Source organism: Planctomycetota bacterium (assembly GCA_035574235.1).
GTDB lineage: Bacteria > Planctomycetota > MHYJ01 > MHYJ01 > JACPRB01 > DATLZA01.
Window position 1 is genome coordinate 1 of sequence record DATLZA010000019.1, and the last position, 20462, is coordinate 20462.

Consider the following 20462-nt stretch of genomic DNA (forward strand, 5'->3'; position numbering starts at 1 on the left):
CCGGCCCTGGCCCAGGAGAACGATCCCGACCGCCACAAGAGCGCCACCGCCGTCTTCCACGAGGGATATCGCGCCGAGACGGGCCCCAAGCCCAACCTCGCCGTCGCCATCGCCAAGTACAAGAAGGCGGCGGAGAAGGCCAAGCAGGAGAAGAACGGCGAAATCGGGGCGCAGGCCCTGGTCCGCCTGGCCGGCTGCTACGAGAAACAGGACCCCGAGGGCATCGCGGAAGCCAAGGCCGCCTACGAAGACGTCGCTTCATCGTTCGGGGACGTCAAGCCTTGGGCGGACCTGGCGCGTGAACGCGCTTCCTACAAGGGCGTGGATGTGTGGCTGCGCCGGCTGCATGCGGCCCTGGACCCCTGGCGGGTGTCCGCCGACCGGAGCCCGCTCTCGCCGCTCCTGGTCGAGAAGAAGGCGGCCGCGTGGGAAAAGATCAAGGCGCTCGACACGGAGGCGGTCCCGGGCCTTCTCTGGGGCCTGGGCCATCCGGATGAAGTCATCCGGACGTTCGCGGGCGAGTGCCTGGCCGAGGTCGTCGACGAGGCGGGCCTGACCGCGGTCATCGCCAAGCTCAACGACCCGGATCCGAACGCCCGCGCCGGCGCTTCCTCCGCCTTCCAGAAGATCTTCCGCAAGTGGAACAACGCGCGGGATCTCGAACGCCGCGCCGGAGAGCTCGAGCGGGACCTCGAAATCCCTCTTCAGGCCGACAGCCGCGCCTCCGCGCACCACGCCAAACTCCGCGAGGAGGCCTCCAAGCTCCGCAAGGCCGCCGAGGAGATCCGCCGGCACATTCCCGCCGGCCTCGCCACGGCGGACATCCAGGGGGCGCTCGAGAAGATTATCGCCGACGAGAACGCCGACCCGCAGGCCCGGCGCGAAGCCGCCCAGGCGGCATCCTGGATCGGAAACATCTCCGGATCGCTCGTGGACGCCCTCCTCAAGGGAATCGAGAGCAAGGACCGCAACGTCCGCGAGGCCTGCGTCCGGGCCGCCGGAGCGGTCGACACCTCGGTCGGGGCGGACAAGCACCGGCTGGCCGACGCCCTGATCCGTGCGGTCCAGTACGAGCCGGCGCGCGACCCGAACCCCTCGGAGGCCGACTGGCCCAACGACGAAGCCGTCCGCCAGGCGGCCGCGGAGGCCCTCGAGCGCATCGGCCTGATCAAGTCCCTGCCGGCCCTCATCGAGGCGCTCGACGATAACGACGCCCGGGTGCGTCATGCCGCGTTCCGCGCCCTTCGCCGGATCACGGACCGGGACCTCGAGTACGAAAAGGACGACAAAGGCCTGCCCCGCACCTACGAGCCCGACAAGCCCCTCCAGGAGCGCCGCAAGGCGCAGGCCAAGTGGAAGGAATGGTGGGAGCAGACGGGCGGCGTGCCGGTTCTCGTGGAGCGGTTCTGGGCCTTCCAGGCGCAGTGGAAAGACGTCAACGCGGCGCGCCTGTTCGATCCGGAGACGTATCTGCGGGAGGTGGAGTCGCGCCTCTGGTCGGCGCTGGATCCCAAGGCGACCGAGGAGCGCGCCAAACGCGTCGTGGAAGACTTCCAGCGCCGCAAGGAGGTCTTCGTCCAGGACGCCGTCGATCTCGGGGCGGAGGCGCTGGACCGCCTGATCCCTTTCCTCGGCGGCAAGACGGAGCGCGACCCGGCCAAGCCGAGCGGCGCCGTTCGCGCCTTCGTGGCGCAGTCCTGCGCGCGGATCGTCGAAAAGCATTCGCCGCCCCAGGGCAACGACAAGCTGCGGGACAAGCTCATCCAGGGCGAAGACGGCGCCCAGAAGGCCGGCGCCGCGCTGGCCCTGGGATTTCTCCCGCGCACGCTCGCCCAGGCCGCCGACCGCCAGGCGCTTCAGGCTCAGGGGCTTTCCGCCACCGAACCCGAGGTGCGCGAGGCCGCCGCCTGGGCGCTCTCGAAGGTGGGGGAAGAGTCCGCCGCCGCGGATCTGACCCGGGTGGCCGTTTCCGACGCCGACCCGAACGTCCAGGCGGCCGCCCTGCGGGCGCTCTTCGCCCTGAAGCCTAAGAATCCGGACACGATCCAGGCGCTCGGCGCCATGGTGGCCGACGAGCCCGACGCGCCCGGCGGTCCGAGCAAGAAGGCGCGGGACAAGAACATCCGCGCGCTGGCCGTGGAGGCTCTCGGCGCGATCGCCGATCCCTCCGCCACGCCTTTCCTGTTGCGGGCGCGCCGCGACGAGATGCGGGCCGTGCGGGAGGCCGCCACGGTCGCCCTCCGCAAGGTCCACCAGACCGATCCCAAGGTCGCTTCCGAGGAGTGCCTGAAAGCGCTCCGCGACGAACGGCGCAAGACCGACGACCGGATCGGCGCCGCGCTGGCCCTGGGCGACATGGCGGAGCCGGCGTACGCCAAAGCTCTCAGCGAGCGCCTGGTGGACCTTAATCCGCCGCGCGTCCTGCGGGATCCGGATCCGGGCGTTCGGATGGCCCTTTGCCGGGCGATCGGAGCGATGGGCGAGAAGGCCAAGCTCCGCAGCGTCGTGGAGCGCCTGATCCAGTCGATGGGCGACGAGAGCGGCCGCGAGACGCAGGATGTCCGCAACGCCGCCTATGAAGCGCTCAAAGAGGTGACCGGGATCAACCCGGACGCCGAAGGCAGCCCCGACGCGGCCAGGAAGTTCCGCGCCTCCGACGAGAAAACCAACCGCGCGGCGGCCGTGCGCGCGTGGGTGCAGTGGTTCGAGGCGGAAAAAGGCAACCTGCGGGACGCCGAATAGCCGCCCCGGAACGGCGCTCCGGCGGGGGCTTGAAAACGGCCGCCGGAAGGGGGATAATTCGCGGTGGATCCCCTATGGACGACAACGGCAGTGCAGGCCCCCCAGCGGCCTCCGACCATCCCCTCTCCTCGAGCGTTCTGGTGCTCAACCGGAACTACGCCGCGATCCGCGTGGTGTCCGCCCGGCGGGCGTTCATCCTGGTGTACAAGAATTTTGCCGAGGTCATCGACGCTCACGCCGACGAGTTCGACGCCTTCGACTTCTCCGGCTGGATCCTGCACTCCCGCGTGCATGAAGAGAGCCCGGCGGCGTTCGACCGGTTCGTGCGGACCCCGCGGGCCGCGATCCTGGTCCCGCGGGTCATCCGCCTGGTCGGCTACGACAAGATTCCCAAGCGGGAGGTGAAGTTCAGCCGGCGCAATATCCTCGCGCGGGACGAGCACCGCTGTCAGTACTGCGGCAAGCGGTTCCCCGCCTCGCAGCTTTCGATCGATCACGTGGTCCCCAAATCGCGGGGCGGGAAGTCCACCTGGACGAACGTGGTGGCCGCCTGCAACCCGTGCAATACCCTGAAGGGAGGTCGGATGCCGTGGGAAGCCTCCATGAAGCTCCGCAAGGCCCCCACGGTTCCCAAGAAAAACCCCGTCCTCATCGACAAGGTACGCTCTCAGGAATACGGTCTGTGGAGGCATTTCCTGGGCGACGGGGAGCTGGCGCTGGACGCGTGAAGCGGCGGCTCCTTCTGGCCGCGGGGCCGGCGGCCTGTCTCGGAGGCTGTACGGCGCTGGGTCAGACCCTGGGAGCGGTGGGCCAGATTGTCGACCTGGCGATCGCCCTGGCCCTGGCGGCGGCGCCGTTCGCCCTCAGCTACTATCTCTGGCGGCGGTCTCAGGACGACTGAATCTTCAGAACCGTCCTGGACCCGCCGGCGGTCGATCCGTAATATGGACTTTCAGCGATGAGCCTGTTGGACGTCGAGTATCCCCTGGTTCTTACCCCACGAACGATCGCCGGTTTGAACGGCCGCCTTGAACCGAGCGGACGGGAAACCCTCCTTGCCTTGACGCGCGAAGCCATTGCGAAGTGCTTTGTCCCCTTTGCCCGGTTCCGAGGACGGGACAGTTCTCAAGCTCTGCAGCGGGCCATCGAGATGTACTCTCCCTACCGAATCCTTCTCTTGCGGATGCTATTGAAGATTTTCGGACCCCAAGGCCTGAACGAGGTCTGCAGGCGCCTCCAGGATTATGTAGGGTCCCTTCAGTCTCAGGATTGGACCCGCATCGGGGCCGATTCGCGCCGGGTCCGCGCTTTGTTCGGGTCCTATTTTAAAACCGTGTCGCGGTTCCTGGCAGACTGGCGGAGAATAAGCGCTTGGCCCGACACAAGTCCGGCCTTCATCCGCCTCGTGGATAGTCTCTGGGTAGGATCGACGGCGCTCGACTTCTGCCTCACCGCACTCGTCTTGGCCGTTGAGGGCGAAATCGCTCTTCAAAAGTCTTCGCTCCGAGCTCTCATGGAAAGAGCGCGTTGGGCCGTACGACAGGTTTCCAAGGACATCGAAGCTCTGTGTCGCCGGCCCTCCCGGTTGGATGAGTATTTCTATCAGATTCTTCTCGAGCAGGGGCTGGTTCTGCCTTTCAGCGGCGCCGAGGATACCGGCAAACTCTCGGAGGATTTTGAACCCATTGCCGTTCGCGGCGAGCCTGTTTCTCGAACCCTCCTGCGCGATCGTCGATAATGGGCGCCTTCTTTCTGGATTCAAGTGCCTGCGTGAAGCGCTATGTCTTGGAAGCCGGAACGGAGCAAGTTCGCTCCCTTTTTCAAGATGAGGATCATGATCTTTTTTTGTGCCGGCTCGCCGGACCCGAAATCGTCAGCGCATTGACGCGTCGTCGCCGGGAGAAGGATCTCGACGAGAACGCCTATACCATCGCGCTCGAGGCTTTCCATCGCCATCTTCAAAATGACCTCATCGTCATCGAGGTAACGAAAGGCGTTCTGTCGCTCGCCATGGACATGGCCCGCCGGTATGCGATTCGCGGCGCCGATGCGGTTCACTTGGCGGCCGCCTGTGAGGTGCGCAAGATACGAGAACAGCTGGGGCTTTCGACGCTGGTCTTCGTGTGCTCCGATGAAACGCTCAACAGGGCCGCGCAACAGGAGGGTTTCGAGCTTCTGAATCCTGAAGGGGCGGAACCCCTCCGTTGAACACGGATCAAGGTTTCCTCGCTCTCCTCCGCTCCAGCACCCTCTCCACCCGCTCGAACGGCACCCCCGAGGCGAACAGCAGCAGGAGATAGAAGTACAGGAGATCCGCCGCCTCCTCCGCAATCCGGTCCTTGCGCCGGCCGCGGGAGGCCATCAGAAGCTCGCACGCCTCCTCCAGAAGCTTCGCCCGAAGCTTGGCGGGATCCGCCAGGAGCGCGTTCGTGTAGGAGTCTTTCCGGGGCTTCCTCCGGCGGTCCTCGAACACGCGCCAGAGCTCGTCCAGGATGCCCCGCGCCCGCCAGGGCTTGCGCGCGAAGCACGTGGGGGTCCCCCGGTGACAGGCCGGCCCCTCCTGGATCACGCGGGCCAGAATCGTGTCCCGGTCGCAATCGTAGTGGAGGCTCACCACCTTCTGGACGTGCCCGGACTCCTCGCCCTTCTTCCAGAGGCGCCGGCGCGACCGGCTCCAGTAGTGCATGTAGCCCGTCCGCCGCGTCCGGCGCAGCGCCTCCGCGTCGGCATAGGCCAGCATGAGGACGTCGTTCGTCCGCACGTCCTGGGCGATGACGGGAATGAGCTTCATCGAAGAAGAAGTCCTTTCCGCCGAAGAAAATCCTTCACCGCCGCAACCGTCGTCGTTCCGTAGTGAAAGATGGACGCCGCCAGCGCCGCGTCCGCCTTCCCCCGGGTCAGGACGTCGTAGATGTGCTCCGCCGAACCGCATCCTCCCGAGGCGATGACCGGAACCGGAACCGCTTCCGCCACGGCCGCCGTGACCTCGACATCGTACCCCGCGGTCGTGCCGTCCGCGTCGATGCTGGTCAGGAGAATCTCCCCCGCGCCCAAATCCGCCGCCCGGCGCGCCCACGCCACGGTGTCCAGCCCCGCCGGACGCGACCCGGCATGCGTATACACCCGGTGCCCCCCGGCCTCCCGACGCGTGTCGATCGCCACGACCACGCACTGGGAGCCGAAATCGCGCGCCGCCCGCCGGATAAGATCCGGATCCTGAACCGCGGCCGTGTTGATCGAAACCTTGTCCGCTCCGGCGCGCAGCGTCTCCTTGACGTCCTCGTAGGATCGGATGCCGCCGCCGATCGTGAGCGGGATGAAGAGACGCTCCGCCGTCCGGCGCGCGGTCTCCAGGATCGTGCGCCGCGCCTCCACCGTGGCGCCGATGTCCAGGAAGACGACCTCGTCGGCTCCCTCGCGCTCGTACCGCTCCGCCAGCTCCGCGGGGTCCCCCACGTCCGCGAGATTCTGAAAACGGACGCCCTTGACGACGCGCCCCCCTCGGACGTCCAGACACGGAATGATCCGTTTGGTCAGCATCAGCGCTTCCAGCGGACCTTGCCTTTCGTCGAACGGAGCTCCGCCGCCGGCCGGGTGGCCTGATGAAGCGCCATCCCCAGCGCCTTGAAGGCGGCCTCATTGACGTGGTGGAAATTCCTCCCCCGATGGACCAGGACATGCAGCGTCAGCCGCGCCTCCATCGCGAAGCTCCGCAGAAAGTGCTCCAACATCTCGTCGGGAAGCGGCGCCTCGCAGAAGGGCCGGTCCACCAGATCCACCGCCACCGTCACGAGCGCGTCGTCCATCGGCACCGTGGCGCAGCCGACCCGTTCCACCGGGCGGCCCGCCAGGGCCTCCCGCAGCGCCTTCCCCATCGTGATCGCCACGTCTTCGATCACGTGGTGGCCGAAGTCCCCGGACGCCCGGATCTCGAGGGCGAACTTGCCGAACCGGGCCACGGACTCCAGCATGTGCCGCAGCCAGCGGTCCGGCACGTCCAGGCGGTACCGGCACGGGCCGTCCAGACCGATCCGGACGGCGATATCGGTTTCCCGGGTCTTGCGGGCGACGCGTCGGGTTCTCATCGGGCCACGGCCTTCGCCTGGACGAAATCGATCCGGTTCGAGTAGAGCGCCGAGCCGATGACCAGCCCGTAGGCGCCCAGGCTCTTGAAACGGGCGACCTCCTCGAGCGTGGTCACACCCCCGGAGAAAATCACGGGCTTCGGGGAGGCCTCGAGGACGGCTTTGACGGGATCCCACTGGACCCCCTGACCCTTCCCCTCGACGGCCACGTTCGTGTAGAGGAAGGCGGCAATGGGGAGGTCTCCCGCCTGCCGCAGAAAATCGACCACGTCCACGCCCGCCTTCTCCTGCCAGCCGCCGACGACGATCTCCCGGCCGACCGCGTCCACCGCCACGACGATCCGCTCCGGATACGCCTCCGCGGCGCCGACCAGCCAGTTCCAGTCCTTGATCGCGCGGGTTCCCACGACGACCCGGTCGATCGAGGCGCCCGTGTCCCCCAGCTCCGCCTCCAGAAGCAGCCGGAGCGTCGCCGCGTCCCGCACGCCGCCGCCCCACTGGAGCCGCGCTTTGTGGCGGGCGACCTTCGGGAGAATCGACAGCAGCGCCAGATGATTCGGCATCCCCTCCCCGAGCGCCGCATTCAAGTCCACCACGTGGAGCCACTCCGCCCCGGCGGAAAGCCATCGGTCCGCCACGATCGCGGGCGTCCCGTAGACCTTCTCCTCCCGCCGGTGCTGGGCGGCCTCGAGCTTGACGACGTTCCCGTTCATGAGGTCCATCGCGGGGAAGATGATCATGCGCGTTCTCCGGCGAAACGCACGAAGCGATCGATGAGTTCCAGGCCCGCCCGGCTCGACTTCTCCGGATGGAATTGTACCGCCCAGACGTTCGCCCGCGCCGCCGCCGCGGCGAACCGGCCGCCGTAGTCGGCCGTGGCCACGCACGGTTCCGAACACTCCGACGGGGCGTACGAGTGGACGAAATAGAAGGCCGCGCCGGCCGGCGTTCCCTCGAAGGGACCCGTTCCGCGATGATCGACCGTGTTCCATCCGATGTGCGGCAGTCGCGCATGACGCAGGCGCCGCACCCGCCCGGGAAAGAATCCGAGCCCTTCCCCTTCGCCCTCCTCGCTCGACTCGTACAGGATCTGCATGCCGATGCAGACGGCGAAGGCCGGCAGGCCTTCCTCGAGCCGCGCGCGAAGCTCCGCCCGGAACGGCGCGACCTGGGCGGCCACTTTGCCGAAGGCGCCCACCCCGGGCAGGAGAAGAACGCGGGCCTTGAGAATGCGATCGGGATCGGTCTCCACCGAGACCGAGGCGCCGGCCCGCTCGAAGGCCTTCTTCAGGCTGTGGATGTTCCCCACGCCGTAGTCCAGAAGCGTCACCGGGAGCATGAGACCTTCCATTCCGCCAGGGCCGCCACCAGCCGGTCCGTATGCTCCGGCCGGCCTACGGTCACCCGCAGATGATTCTCCAGTCCCTTGAAGTCGCCCATGTCGCGCGTGACGATCCCCCGCGCCCGCAGGAACGCGCGGGCGGAGGCCGAGGGGGTCCCGAGATCCACGATCATGAAGTTCGCGTCCGTGGGCTCCGGGCGGAATCCCAGATCCCGCAGCCGTTCGGCCAGGCGCACGCGCTCCCGGCGCACCGTTTCCACGGTCTCCCTCATGAAGCTCTTGTCGGCCAGAGCCTCCAGCGCGATCGCCTCGCTCAGCGCCGAAAGCGTCAGCGGGGTCTTGGCGCAGTAGAGTTTCTCCATGAGCCGGCGGTTCGCCAGCCCGTAGCCCACGCGAAGCGCCGCCAGCCCGTGGCTCTTCGAAAACGTGCGGGACACCACGACGTTCTCGAACTCCCGCACCCGACGGGCGAAGTCCTGCCCGCAGAAGTCCGCGTACGCCTCGTCCAGAAGAACGATCCCCGGGGACCCCTCGATCAACCGCTCCAGGTCGTCGGCCGGCACGGCGTTCCCGGTCGGGTTGTTCGGCGAGGCCACGAAGACGATTTTCGCGCGGACCTGAAGCAGGGCGTCCACGTCGAGCGTCCAGCCGGGCCGCCGGAGAGGAACCTCGACCACCCGCGCCAGGTGGAGCTTCCCGAAGAACGAATACATCACGAAGCTCGGCGACGCGCACGCCACGACGTCCCCCGGGTTGACGAACGTCTTGCACAGGACGTCCAGGACCTCGTCCGACCCGTCCCCCACGAGAACCTCGTCGGGCGACAGGCCGTGCTCGCGCGCCAGAGCCGCCCGAAGCTCGTCCGAGAGGCACGTCGGATACTGGTTGAAGTCGATCGTCGCCGCCCGGCGCACGCCGCGGTCGATCGCGGGGTTGCGCCCGATCAGGTTCGTATTGGCGTCCAGGCGCAATACCCCCGGCTCGGGCCCCGGGTACGTCGGCGGCTGGGTCCCCGCCACGGACCGGCGCAGGAGGTGCTCAAGGTCCAAGGCGCACCTCGATGGACCGGAGATGGGCCGTCAGGCCCTCGACCCGCGCCAGGGTCGTCGCCGTCGGGGCCACCTGTTCGAGGCCCTCGCGCGAGAGCATCTGGTACGAGATCGTCTTGAGGAAGCTGTTGGCGCTCAGGCCCCCGCGGCGGCAGGCTTCGCCGTACGTGGGGAGGATCGCGTTCGGACCCACTCCGTAGTCTCCGACCGCCACGGGGGAGTACTCGCCCAGAAAGACCGATCCCGCGCTGCGGATGCGCTTGAGGGCCTCGACCGGCCGGCGCGTGGAGATCGTCAGGTGCTCCGCCCCGAACGCGTTGGCGAAGGCCACCGCCTCGTCGAACGACGCGGCCACCAGAAGCGCTCCCTGGGACGTCATCGCCCGGCGGATGATCTCGGCGCGTTCCAGGACGCGGACCTGCTCCTCAAGCTCCCGCGCCACGGCCTCGGCCTGCTCGCGGGACGTCGTCACGAGCACGCAGCAGGCGTCCGGGGAGTGCTCCGCCTGACCCGCCAGTTCCGCCGCGATGAAGCGCGGCGACGTCGTTCCGTCGGAGAGAACCAGAAGCTCCGTCGGTCCCGCCAGGAAATCGATGGCCGTCTCCTCCTGGACGAGCTTCTTGGCGGCGGTGACGTAGGCGTTCCCGGGGCCCGCCAGGACTTCGCAGCGCGGCACCGTTTCCGTCCCGTACGCCATCGCGAAGATCGCCTGGGCGCCGCCGACCTTGAAAACGCGGGAGACGCCCGAGACGCGCGCCGCAAACAGGACCGCGTCCGGCAGGGTTCCCTCGCGCGTGGGCGGGGTGGAGAGCACGATCTCGCGGACGCCCGCGACCTGCGCCGGCGCGGCGGCCATGACGACGCTCGAGGGGTAGACCGCCAGCCCGCCCGGCACGTACAGCCCCGCGCGCTCGAAGGGAACCACGAGCTTGCCGAGCAGGACGCCCTTGAGGGGCTGGAACTCGAACGGCCGGGCCAGGTCCTGCTTGTGATAGCGCACGACGCTGTCGTACATCGACCGGACGGCGGCCTGGACGTTCTGCGGCAGCGCCCGCTCCGCGCGGGCCCATTCGTCGGGTCCCACTTCGAGCCGCTCGAGATCGGGACCGTCGAACTTCCGCGTCAGCGCCCGGAGCGCCGCGTCCCCCTCCCGGCGGACCCGTTCGCGGATGGCCTCGACGCTTTCCCGGACGGCGCCTTCGATCGCGCCGCGGCGGGAGAGATACCGCCGGCGGATCTCCGGCGTCAGGGGAGAAACGGGAATCACGGCACCATCCTCTCGATGGGGAGGACGAGGATCCCGCTGGCCCCGGCCTTCTTCAGGCGCGGAACGAGGGAGGTGATCGCGTCCTCGTCCACCACCGCGTGGACCGCCACGGTCGAGCGGTCGGCGGTGTCGAGCACGGTGGGCGCCTTAAGGCCCGGGATGAGGCGCACGACCTCCTCGAGCCGCGCGCGCTCGACGTTGGCCATGAGGTAACGTTTCCGGAGGGCGTTCTCCACGCTGTCGAAGGCGTGCGCCAGGTCCTCCGCCTCCTGGCGGACGGTACCCTGGACGGAAGGACCGGCGATGAAGACCGCCCACGACTCCAGGATCACGTCCAGAAGCTTCAGGTGATTCTGTTTGAGGGTGGAGCCCGTCTGGGTGAGGTCCGTGATGAGATCGGCCACGCCGATCGAGGGCGCGATTTCCGTGGCCCCCGAGACGGGGACGATCGCCACCGTCTTGCGGAGCCGTTCGAAGTAGCGCCGCGTGAGGTTCGGAAACGCCGTCGCGACCCGCGCCCCCGGCGGAATCGCCTCCACGGACGAGAGGGCCGACGTATCGGGCGCGGCGACGACGAGCCGGCAATTCCCGTACTTGAGGTCGAGGAGCCGTTCCACGCGACAGCCCGTTTCCTCCACGAGATCGAGCCCCGTGATTCCCACATCCGCGGCGCCCACTTCGACGAACTCCGGGATATCCTGGGCGCGCGCGAAGAGGACCTGGTAGCGGCCGCCGTTGACGGTGGCGATGAGGGTGCGGTCCGCCTGTCGGGGGACCCGCAGCCCCACGGCCCGGAGAAGCTCGATGGTCTCCTCCATGAGGCGGCCCTTGTTCGGGACGGCGATTTTCAGCGGCATGGGTGTCGTTCCTGCCCCCGCGGCCCGGAGGACGGGGAAGGCCTCGTCGTCCGTTTCTTCCCCGTGCGAGGCGCGGAAAATATATCAAAGCGCTTGACAGGGAGGAAGGGAAAACCTATATATACTCCCGCCTGGTGACCCGATTCCCAGGGGGCAACACCCGTTCCCATTCCGACCACGGTCGTTAAGCCCCTGGGGCCGATGATACTGCCGGGAATAACATCGGCGGGAAAGTAGGTCGTTGCCAGGCTTTTTTTATTTTAAATCCGCCTATGGCCGCGCGAGGGGAGCTTCGTCCCGGTCGTCCGAGATTTCGGGAGGACCGGGACGCGTGGCCTCCGTGGGGGCCGGACGCGTCTCCGCGGGCTGAGTCGCTTCCGGCGGCGCCGGCGTAAGACCGGGAGCGGCCTGGATGGCCACGCCGCTCGTTTCGTCGAAGGCCGAGGGCCCCAGCGGCGCCGACGCCGGATGGCGCAGCGAAAGATACGAGAGCGTTCCGAGGGTGGCGAAAAGCGACAGAGGGAGCGTCAAGCCGAATCCGAACGTCACGCCCCGATAGAGCGCGAAGAGAACTCCGAATCCCGCCCACGCCTCCGCGACGGCGGCGCCGCCCTCCTGATCGGGGTCTCCGAACACGATTTCCGGAAGCTCCAGGGCCAGACGCGCCAGACCGAGGCAGACCGTCGCGATCACCCCGAAGGCGACCGTGACGATCAGCCAGTGCAGAACCACGCGGCCCCACTGGCGGCGCATATGAGTCCAGGCCGCCTGGACCGACCCCGCCAGTCCCCTTCCCTCCACGGCCGCCGCCGCGGGCACGTACATGGAGGCGATCTGGTACACGAACGCCCCGAGCACGGCGACGAAGGCGAAAAACATGGGGACCAGGTAGACCGCCTTGAGCACCGCCGCGGCGGCGCCCGACGAATTCCTCACGAAGCGAAGAAGCCAGAGGACGCCCAGCGCCAGGCCCGAAGGCAGGAGAACCAGGACCGGATACAGGAACGCCGTCCGGAGCTGGCCCCGGGTGTATCCGAAGACCTCGCCGGCGGCGTATTCCCTTCCCTCGATCTGCCGCCGCGTGACGTAGGCCAGCGCGGTCAGCGCGAGCGCCACGCCGAAGATCACCACCCCCGCCGCCCCGACCGCCAGGGCCTGGGCGGCGCCCGGACGCGCGTCCCGGCCGAAGAAGAGAACGCCGCTCAACGCGGTCGCCACGGGCACCGCGAAAGCCGCCGAAAGCGCGAGCTTCCGCGGCTCGAAGGCGAACGATGCCGAGCGCAGAAGGTCCACGGGGGAGAAATATTTCCCCACCATGGGCTCCAGAACGGGCCGCGGGCGCGCCGGAGCTTTGGGCACGGGCCGCGAGGGCTCGCGGGCCGGCGCGGGCTTTTCCGCGACCGGAAGGTCCGTGCTTTCGGGACCGGGGACCGGCGGAGGCGGCGGCTTGCTTCCCGCGGGCTCGGACGCGCGCGCCGGCGCTTCAGGGGGCTTCGGCACCGCCGTCGTGGAGGCCTTGCGTTCCGCCCGAACCGTCGCGCGGGCGGTGGTGGGCCGCGCCGCCTTGGCGGGCGCAGGGGCCGCGGCGTTTGCGGACGTCCGCGACGCCGGATGCGGGCGATCCGCCTTCGGAACGCTTCCCGTGGTGGAGCGCGCGGGATCCCCGCGGCCGGCCGCCGGGGCCGCCGTTTCCGAAGGCCGCCGCGCCGGCTCGTCCCGGAAGTACGGCATCAGCTCCGGAATCTCGTTGGCCGCCCTCCAGGGCTGCCCGAGCTTCTTGACGAGGTCCGTGGGACGGAGCTGGCCGCCCCGCACGAGGAGAAGCACGTCTTCGAGGCGGAGCACCTCGTTGTGTCCGGGCAGCCCCAGCATCCACTCCTTCTTGTCGGACATGGGCGTCAGACCGCGATCATTTCCAGAAGCGCGCGGGCCCGGGACTCGATCTCCTCCCGCGTCACGCGCTGGATTCGCAGCGTCCCGAATTCCTCGACGGCGAACGAGCCCATGACCGAAGCATACACGAGCGCCCGCCGGAGCGACCGGGCTTCGTCGCCGGCCGCCGCCAGGTACCCGAGGAGCCCCCCGGCGAAGGAGTCCCCCGCCCCCGTCGGATCCACGACGCGCTTCGTGGGGTACGCGGGGATCGTAAAGTGGAAATCGCGCGTTGCCAGCGTCGCTCCGTGTTCGCCGCGCTTGAGGATCACGGCGCGCACCCCGAGGTCCAGGAGGCGGGCCACCGCGGAGGCCCCGTTGTGCGCCTCGGCGAGCTGCTTGGCTTCGTCGAAGTTCACGCAGATCGCGCTCACCCGCGGCAGGAGATCCAGAAGCGCGCGGCGTTCCGAGGCGATATAGAAGTCCATCGTGTCGAGCAGCACGAACCGCGGGGAGCGCAGCTGGTCGAGGACCGCGGCCTGCGTCCTCGGGCTGGAATTCCCGAGAAGGACGTAGGGCGTATCCGCGAAGGCGGCGGGGATACGGGGGCGGAAGGACTCGAAGACGTTGAGCTGAACGGAGAGCGTCTGCGCGCGGCTCATGTCCCCTTCGAAGCGGCCGTGCCAGCGGAACGTGCGCCCTTCGGCGATCTCGAGGCCGGCCAGGTCGATCTTCCGGACCTGAAGGGTTTCCAGATGCTCCCGCGGAAAATCCCGGCCCACGATGCCCACCAGACGCACCGGCGCGAAGCACGAGGCCGAAAGCGCGAAATGCGTGGCCGATCCGCCCAGCACCTCGGCGGCCCGGCCGTGCGGCGTCTCGATGGTGTCGAGCGCCACGCTCCCCACGACGAGAACGCTCGTCATAGCATCCTGAGCGCCGCGTCGATCCGCTCCAGGACGCGCCGCCGTCCCAGGACGCTCAGGGTCTCGTGCATGGGCGGGCTCGCTTCGCCGCCGGTCAGGGCCACCCGCAGCGGCTGGGCCACCTGCCCCAGCTTGACCCCGCGCGCTTCCGCCATCGACCGGAGCAGTCCCTCGACGGCCTCCTTGCCGAACGCGTCCATCGCGGAAAGCCGGGCGCGCAGCTCCTCCAAAAGGGCCTTGGCGCCGTCGGTTCGAAGCCATTTGCCGACGGCCTTGGGGTCGTAGTCGATCCGCTCACTGAAGACGAAGCGCGTGAGCGGCACGATCTCGTCCAGCCGCTTGAGGCGTTCCTGCTGCTGTCGGACCGCCTCGCGGAGCGTGTCCGCCGGAACGCCGGACAGATCGTACGCCGCCGCCAGGTACGGCCGGCACAGCTCCACCAGCCGGTCGAGCGGGGACTTCCGGATGTAGTGCCCGTTCATCCACTGGAGCTTGTCCACCAGAAAACGGGCCGGGGTCTTATTGACCCGGTCGAGGGTGAAAAGACGGATCATCTCGTCGAGCGTCATGAGCTCGAGGTCGTTCCCCGGCGACCAGCCGAGAAGCGCGAGGAAATTGAGGATCGCCTCGGGAAGATAGCCGAGCCGCCGGCATTCCTCCACCGTGACGGGAAGCCCGATCGCGCGATATTTGTCGATCTCGCGCTTGGACAGTTTTCCGCCCTGCGGGTCCAGGATGAGCGGCATGTGCCCGAACTCGGGAGGCGTCCACCCGAAGGCCCGGTACAGGGAAATCTGCTTGGGCGTGTTCGGAACGTGCTCGTCTCCCCGGAGGACCCGGGTGATCTTCATGTCGTGGTCGTCCACCACGACCGCGAAGTTGTACGTGGGGAATCCGTTCGACCGGACGATCACGAGATCCGGATCCGCGGACGTGTCGAAGGCCAGCGTGCCGTGGATGAGATCGTTCCAGGCGATCCGCTCGCGGTCGATGCGGAAGTAGAGCGCCCGGCCCTTGTCGGGATCCTCCTTCCAGTACGCCCGGCCCGATTTCTCGAGCTGCGCCGCGCACTCCCGGTACCGGTCGAGACGCAGGCTCTGATAATACGGCCCTTCGTCCCACGCCAGGCCGCACCAGGAGAGCCCGTCGCGGATCGTCTGCAGCGACTCCTCCCGGTTGCGCTGCTGGTCGGTATCCTCGATCCGCAGAACGAAGACGCCCTTCTCGTGCCGGGCGTGGAGGAAGTTGTAGAGCGCCGTCCGGAGGCCTCCGATATGGAGGTCCCCCGTGGGACTCGGAGCGAAGCGGGTGCGCACGGTCATAAGGCCTGGGATTCTACTTCACCTTTGCGCGCCGGGAAAGGGTTTGCGGACTTCCCCCTACCGCGGCGATTTTAAGCCTCCCGGATCCACGCCCAGCGCCCGCAGGCGCTCCAGCAGCGGACGCGCCCGTTCGGGACGGCCCAGCGCCCGGTAGGCCAGCGCCAGCGGATGGAGGATCTCCGGAAGGTCGTGCGTCTCCGCGTCGAGCGCGAGAATCGATTCGTAGAGCTCCGCCGCGGGTCCATATTCCCCCCGGGAGAATTTCCAGTCCGCCAGCATCATCCGCGCCCGAAGCAGGAGAACGAAGAGACGGCGCTCGTACGGCTCCGGCTTCGTGCGGGGGCCCTCCGGGGTCTCGTGCACCTGCTGTCCCCGGGCGCGGCGATACCGGGCCCGAACCTCTTCCGGCGAGAGAGGAAACTCCCAGAGGCGGGGATCGATGTCCGCCTCCTCCCCCCGGACGAGCCGATAGAGAGGCCCGGCCGGAACCAGGCGCCAGCCGCTCTCGAGCATCTCGGCCGGCGGGGGAACTTCGAAATAAATCGGCCGACCGGACTCCGCCTGCGCCCGGGCGAACGCCGCCGCCGCCACGAGGTTCCGCGGGGCCTTCGGAAACCGGCGTCGGAAACCCGCATAGTCCGGCTCCCGCAGCCGGCGATCCGAGGCGCGCAGCCGCGCATCGTACCAGCCGGGCCCGCTGCACGCGGCGTTTCCCAGATGGGCCATCCGGGCGAGCGTGACGTCCGGCCGCGCCCCCCGGACGACCTGAAGATAATGCGTGGTCGAGGAACTGTCATCGGATCCCAGGATAAGAATGGCCTCCGGAGCCAGGCGCTCGAGATGGATCCTTCCGAAAATCTCGGCCAGGTCGTACCCGCGCTGATTGACGTCCCGATAATTGGCCGCCAGGGACCAGGCCAGCCCGGCCACGGCGGCCGCGGCGACCGCCCCGCGGCCGAGGCGCGCGGCCGCCTCGCGCAGCCCCACGGCCACCGCCAGCCAGAGCGGCATCCAGGCCGCCACATACCAGAAATCCTGCTGCCCTTCCCGAACGAAAAGCGTCGTGACGATCACGAAGGGCACCGTCCAGAGGGCGATGCCCGCCAGAAAGCGCGGGCGGGTCCGCGCCAGCCACACCGCCCCGACGGTCAGGAGGACGAGCGAAACCCCCAGAAACTCTTCCCAAAAATACTGCGAAAGCGCCGCCCAGCGCGACGGGTCGTAGGACAGGAACTCGCTTTTTCCCGTGAAGCGCCTTGCGGTCAGGTATCCGAGGACCTCTGCGAGATTTCGAGGCTCTCCGAACATGAGGCGCGCCGGTCCCCGCGCGAGGACCGCAAGCAGAAGCGACGGACCCAAGGCCGTCCCCGCGGCCAATCCCACGCGGCCCAGAAAGCCTTTCCATCCCAGGGCGCGCGCATGCCGCGCCGCGAACGCCGCCAGCGCCGGACCGGCCAGCGTGATCGAAGGATGAGCCTGCCAGGCCAGGCCGATCGCGACGGCCGCCGCCGTGAGGTCCCGCGGCTTCCGCCGCGCCTCGGCGAGAACGATTCTCCAGAGGAGGAACGCCGTGGCGGCGAAGAGGAGCGCGTAGACCTTCGCGTAGACGCCGGAGAACCAGAACGTGAATCCGGCGGCCGCCAGCGTTCCGACCGCCGCGCCGATCGCATCGGCCGGGCCCGGGTCGCCCTCGCCCGCCGCCCCGAGGACGGTACTCCGCGACCGGAGCGCGTCCCGCGCGGCCAGCCCCAGGAAAGCCGCCGCGAGCGCGGCGCAGAACGAGGAGAACAGGTGAACGGCCAGCGTGAAGTCCAGGAAGAAGAAGAGCCACGCCCACGCGCGCGCCAGAATCACATAGAGCGCGAACCCCGGCGGGTAGAGGACGCCCAGCTCCCTGGCCGCGCACAGGAAGAAGCCCGAGTCCTGCCAGAACACATGCGTCCCGACCGTCGAAAGGGAAAGTCCGAGCGATACGAGAAAGGGAATCCCGGGGGCCGCGAGCGCCCGCAGGCGCGCGGCGCCCGTCATACGCGCACCCCTTCCCACGCGGAACGCAGGCGCCGCGCCAGGCGCGCGCGGGCGGACCCGGGAAGAAACGCGGCCTCCGCCGCGGCCGCCGCGGCCCGCGACAGCTCCTCTTCGGTCCAGCCCGAGCGGAGCGCCCGGCCGTATTCGCCGCTCAGGCGGACGCCGCAGATCGAGGGATCATCCGTGTTGAGGCTCACCGAGAGCCCTTCCCGGACCATCCGCAGGCCCGGGTGGCGCTTCCAGGAGGGCGCCGCGCCCGTCTGGATTTCGCTCGTCAGGCAAAGCTCGAAGTGGACGCCGCGCGCGCGGGCCAGGGCCAGCGTTCGAGGGTCCTCCAGGACGCGCACCCCGTGGCCGATGCGGCGTGCGCCGAAGCGCTCGATCGCCTCCCGGACGTGGGCGGCGCCCCCCGCTTCGCCCGCGTGAAGAGTGACCGGCAGATCGAGCTTCCGGAAAAGCTCGCGGAACGGCTCCGCCGGACGCGCCTCGTCCCCGGCCAGGTCCAACCCGGAAAAGAGATCCGTTCCCCGAACCGCCCGCACGGTCGGCTCGTTCTCGCGCAGCGTGAAGTCCCGCCCGAACGTGGCGATGAACCGGATCTCGAGCCCGCTGCGGCGCGCCGCCGCCGCGATCCAGGCGGCCACGTCTTCGCCGGACACCCGGAGGCGCCGCGCGAAGTGGGCCGGACTGAACCGGAGCTCGAGATAGACCACGCCGTCGCGCCGGGCGTCCTCGGCGGCCTCGAAGGCCACCCGCTCGATCCACTCGCGGGACGGGTAAAGGCCCCGAAAGAGCGCGAACTTCGAGAGGAAGCGCGCGAAGCCCGGCCGTTCCCCCCGCATCGAGGTTCGCCGCAGGAGTTCCCGTCGCGGGAGGTCGAGGCCGACGTCCCGGGCCAGTTCCACCAGGGTTTCCGGCCGGACGCTTCCCTCGAGGTGCCGGTGAAGTTCCGCCTTGGGAAGCGCGACGAAATCGGGGCTCACGGCGCCTCGACGAGCATGGCGATCCCCTGCCCTCCTCCGATGCAGGCCGAGGCGACGCCCAGGCGGCGGCCGCGGCGCCGGAGCTCGTAAAGAAGGGTCAGGAGCAGCCGCGCGCCGGTGGCCCCCAGGGGATGCCCCAGGGCGATCGAGCCGCCGTTGACGTTCACGCGGGAACGGTCCAGCCCGAGTTCCTTTTCGACCGCCAGGTACTGGCCCGCGAAGGCCTCGTTGATCTCGAAAAGGTCCACCTCGTCGAGACGCCGTCCGGCGCGGCGCAGCGCCTCCCGGATCGACGGCGCCGGGCCGATCCCCATAATCTCGGGGGGCACGCCCGAGACGGCGTACGACACGACCCGGCCGATCGGCCGGACGCCCGCTTCCCGGGCGCGCGACTCCGTGGTTACGACCAGACAGCACGCGCCGTCCACAATGCCGCTGGCGTTTCCGGCGGTTACGGTGCCGTCCTTGCCGAAGGCGGGCGGAAGGGCCGCGAGCTTTTCGAGCGACGTGTCGGGTTTGAGGTGGTCGTCCGCCTCGACGAGAGCGGCCGTTCCCTTGCGCGTCACCGGAACGGGGGCGATTTCGGCCCTGAAGAGTCCTTCGCGGGAGGCGCGGACGCCTTCGCGGTGGCTGCGCAGCGCATATTCGTCCTGCGCGGCGCGCGAGATGCCGTATTGGCGCGCCAGCGCGTCGGACGTCTGCGCCATGAAGAGGCCGCAGAAGGGATCGCGCAGAGCTTCGTAGAGCGAATCGACAAGCGCCAGGTCCCGGCCGAAGCGGACGGGCTCCCCGCGCAGGCCGCGCACGAGGTGAGGCGCCTGGCTCATGTTTTCCATGCCGCCGGCCAGGACCCAGGAGGCGTCTCCCGCGCGGAGCAGCCGGGCGGCCTGCGCGACCGCTTCGATTCCGGATCCGCACAGGCGGTTGACCGTCACCGCGCCCGCTTCGATCCTGAGGCCGGCCTTGAGCGCCACGTGGCGCGCGCCGTAGATCGCGTCCGGCCCCGTCTGCAGCGCGTTGCCGATCACGCAATGGTCGAAAGCGGACGCGGGGACGCGGCTTTTCTCGATCGCGGCGCGGGCGGCATGGGCGGCCAGGTCCACCGCCGTGACGTCCCGAAAAGCGCCGAACCCGGGGGTGCCCGCATATTCCGCCCAGGGGGTCCGCGCCCCCTCCACGATGACGACGGGGTCCTCGGCCATGTCAGCTCCCGGTGAACTTCGGAGGCCTCTTCTCCAGGAACGCGGAGACCCCTTCCCTCATGTCCCGCGTCTCGAAGCAGCGGGCGAAGAGATCGGCCTCCACCCGGAGGGCCTCCTCGAGGGGCAGCTCCATGCCGCGCCGGACGGCCTCGAGCGTCGCGCGCACGGCCAGGGGTCCGGCGGCCAGAACTTTCGCGAGCAGCGCGCGGGACTCCTCGAGGAGCTGTTCCCGCGGGACCACGCGGTGAACGAGACCCATCCGAAGCGCCTGGGCGGCTTCCACGGGTTCGCCCGTCAGGAGCATCTCCAGCGCGGGCCCGCGCCCGACGAGGCGCGGGAGCCGCTGCGATCCCCCGTAACCGCAGATGATTCCGAGCTTCACTTCCGGCTGGCCGAGGCGGGCCCCCTCGGCGGCCACGCGGAAGGTGCAGGCGAGCGCGATCTCGCAGCCGCCTCCGAGGGCGAAGCCGTTGATCGCGGCGACGACGGGTTTCCCGAGGTTTTCGATCAGGAGCGTGAGCGCCTGGCCCTTGAGGGCGTTGCGGCGGGCTCCGGCGGGATCGAGCCGGCCCAGCTCGCCGAGATCCGCTCCGGCGATGAAGGCGCGGTCCCCCGCTCCGGTCAGGATCGCGGCGCGGACGGAAGCTTCGTCGCGGCAGCGCTCGAAGGCCGCCCGGAGGGCGTCCAGGACCTCCTCGGTGAGCGCGTTGAGTTTCTCGGGCCGATGGACGGTGATCGTGGCGATGCCGTCCCGTTCCTCGATCCGCACGACGCTCATCGAAACTCC

General features: G+C 69.1%; 20 protein-coding genes and 1 rRNA gene. 6 read left to right on the forward strand and 15 right to left on the reverse strand.

Features of this window, described 5'->3' with window-relative positions; genetic code table 11:
- From VNO22_01150 to VNO22_01170, 5 genes are all read left to right on the forward strand, one after another.
- Positions 1-2742 (forward strand): HEAT repeat domain-containing protein (locus VNO22_01150; protein ID HXG59954.1); only part of this gene is annotated, 2742 nt, incomplete at its 5' end.
- Positions 2743-2816: 74 nt separating this feature from the next.
- Positions 2817-3470: an HNH endonuclease gene (locus VNO22_01155; GenBank protein ID HXG59955.1), complete on the forward strand. Its 654-nt coding sequence runs from the start codon at positions 2817-2819 to the stop codon at positions 3468-3470.
- The gene (locus VNO22_01160) at positions 3467-3643 is read left to right on the forward strand and encodes a hypothetical protein (GenBank protein HXG59956.1); all 177 of its coding nucleotides are present in this window, start codon (positions 3467-3469) and stop codon (positions 3641-3643) included. The genes VNO22_01155 and VNO22_01160 overlap by 4 nt, the downstream gene beginning before the upstream one ends.
- Positions 3644-3700: 57 nt before the next feature.
- Positions 3701-4480 (forward strand): hypothetical protein, encoded by a 780-nt coding sequence (locus VNO22_01165; GenBank protein ID HXG59957.1) that lies wholly within the window; start codon positions 3701-3703, stop codon positions 4478-4480.
- On the forward strand, positions 4480-4950 hold the full coding sequence (locus VNO22_01170) for a type II toxin-antitoxin system VapC family toxin (GenBank protein HXG59958.1): 471 nt from the start codon (positions 4480-4482) through the stop codon (positions 4948-4950). The genes VNO22_01165 and VNO22_01170 overlap by 1 nt, the downstream gene beginning before the upstream one ends.
- Positions 4951-4957: 7 nt before the next feature.
- Here the strand turns inward: VNO22_01170 and hisIE are convergent, their stop codons facing one another.
- From hisIE to hisG, 8 genes are read right to left on the reverse strand one after another with little or no spacing between them, the layout of a single operon-like run.
- The gene (hisIE, locus tag VNO22_01175; protein HXG59959.1) at positions 4958-5533 is read right to left on the reverse strand and encodes a bifunctional phosphoribosyl-AMP cyclohydrolase/phosphoribosyl-ATP diphosphatase HisIE; all 576 of its coding nucleotides are present in this window, start codon (positions 5531-5533) and stop codon (positions 4958-4960) included.
- On the reverse strand, positions 5530-6282 hold the full coding sequence (gene hisF, locus VNO22_01180) for an imidazole glycerol phosphate synthase subunit HisF (protein HXG59960.1): 753 nt from the start codon (positions 6280-6282) through the stop codon (positions 5530-5532). Before hisF ends, hisIE begins: the two co-directional genes overlap by 4 nt.
- Positions 6282-6827, reverse strand: a complete 546-nt coding sequence (locus VNO22_01185) for an imidazoleglycerol-phosphate dehydratase (protein HXG59961.1) — start codon at positions 6825-6827, stop codon at positions 6282-6284. Before VNO22_01185 ends, hisF begins: the two co-directional genes overlap by 1 nt.
- Positions 6824-7567, reverse strand: coding sequence for a HisA/HisF-related TIM barrel protein (locus tag VNO22_01190; GenBank protein HXG59962.1), 744 nt, complete (start codon positions 7565-7567; stop codon positions 6824-6826). The genes VNO22_01185 and VNO22_01190 overlap by 4 nt, the downstream gene beginning before the upstream one ends.
- Positions 7564-8166, reverse strand: coding sequence for an imidazole glycerol phosphate synthase subunit HisH (gene hisH, locus VNO22_01195; protein ID HXG59963.1), 603 nt, complete (start codon positions 8164-8166; stop codon positions 7564-7566). The genes VNO22_01190 and hisH overlap by 4 nt, the downstream gene beginning before the upstream one ends.
- Complete coding sequence (gene hisC / locus VNO22_01200; protein HXG59964.1) at positions 8154-9218, reverse strand: histidinol-phosphate transaminase; 1065 nt, start codon at positions 9216-9218, stop codon at positions 8154-8156. Before hisC ends, hisH begins: the two co-directional genes overlap by 13 nt.
- Complete coding sequence (gene hisD / locus VNO22_01205) at positions 9208-10485, reverse strand: histidinol dehydrogenase (GenBank protein ID HXG59965.1); 1278 nt, start codon at positions 10483-10485, stop codon at positions 9208-9210. The genes hisC and hisD overlap by 11 nt, the downstream gene beginning before the upstream one ends.
- The gene (gene hisG, locus VNO22_01210) at positions 10482-11342 is read right to left on the reverse strand and encodes an ATP phosphoribosyltransferase (protein HXG59966.1); all 861 of its coding nucleotides are present in this window, start codon (positions 11340-11342) and stop codon (positions 10482-10484) included. Before hisG ends, hisD begins: the two co-directional genes overlap by 4 nt.
- Before the next feature lie 130 nt (positions 11343-11472).
- On the opposite strand from hisG, the gene rrf reads away from it, so the two are divergent.
- Positions 11473-11592: ribosomal RNA gene (gene rrf / locus VNO22_01215) — 5S ribosomal RNA — on the forward strand.
- A gap of 20 nt (positions 11593-11612) precedes the next feature.
- On the opposite strand, the gene VNO22_01220 is transcribed toward rrf, so the two are convergent.
- Genes VNO22_01220 through VNO22_01250 form a run of 7 tightly spaced genes read right to left on the reverse strand, consistent with a single transcriptional unit; the run spans position 11613 to position 20453 of the window.
- A complete protein-coding gene (locus VNO22_01220) occupies positions 11613-13235 on the reverse strand; it encodes a hypothetical protein (GenBank protein ID HXG59967.1) in 1623 nt (540 codons plus the stop codon).
- Positions 13236-13240: 5 nt separating this feature from the next.
- Positions 13241-14140, reverse strand: coding sequence for a PfkB family carbohydrate kinase (locus VNO22_01225; protein HXG59968.1), 900 nt, complete (start codon positions 14138-14140; stop codon positions 13241-13243).
- Positions 14137-15462: a glutamate--tRNA ligase gene (gene gltX, locus VNO22_01230; GenBank protein HXG59969.1), complete on the reverse strand. Its 1326-nt coding sequence runs from the start codon at positions 15460-15462 to the stop codon at positions 14137-14139. Before gltX ends, VNO22_01225 begins: the two co-directional genes overlap by 4 nt.
- Positions 15463-15519: 57 nt before the next feature.
- On the reverse strand, positions 15520-17490 hold the full coding sequence (locus VNO22_01235; protein ID HXG59970.1) for a DUF2723 domain-containing protein: 1971 nt from the start codon (positions 17488-17490) through the stop codon (positions 15520-15522).
- Complete coding sequence (add, locus tag VNO22_01240) at positions 17487-18473, reverse strand: adenosine deaminase (GenBank protein HXG59971.1); 987 nt, start codon at positions 18471-18473, stop codon at positions 17487-17489. Before add ends, VNO22_01235 begins: the two co-directional genes overlap by 4 nt.
- On the reverse strand, positions 18470-19675 hold the full coding sequence (locus VNO22_01245; protein ID HXG59972.1) for an acetyl-CoA C-acyltransferase: 1206 nt from the start codon (positions 19673-19675) through the stop codon (positions 18470-18472). Before VNO22_01245 ends, add begins: the two co-directional genes overlap by 4 nt.
- Position 19676: 1 nt before the next feature.
- Positions 19677-20453 (reverse strand): enoyl-CoA hydratase-related protein, encoded by a 777-nt coding sequence (locus VNO22_01250; protein HXG59973.1) that lies wholly within the window; start codon positions 20451-20453, stop codon positions 19677-19679.
- Positions 20454-20462 lie beyond the last annotated feature (9 nt).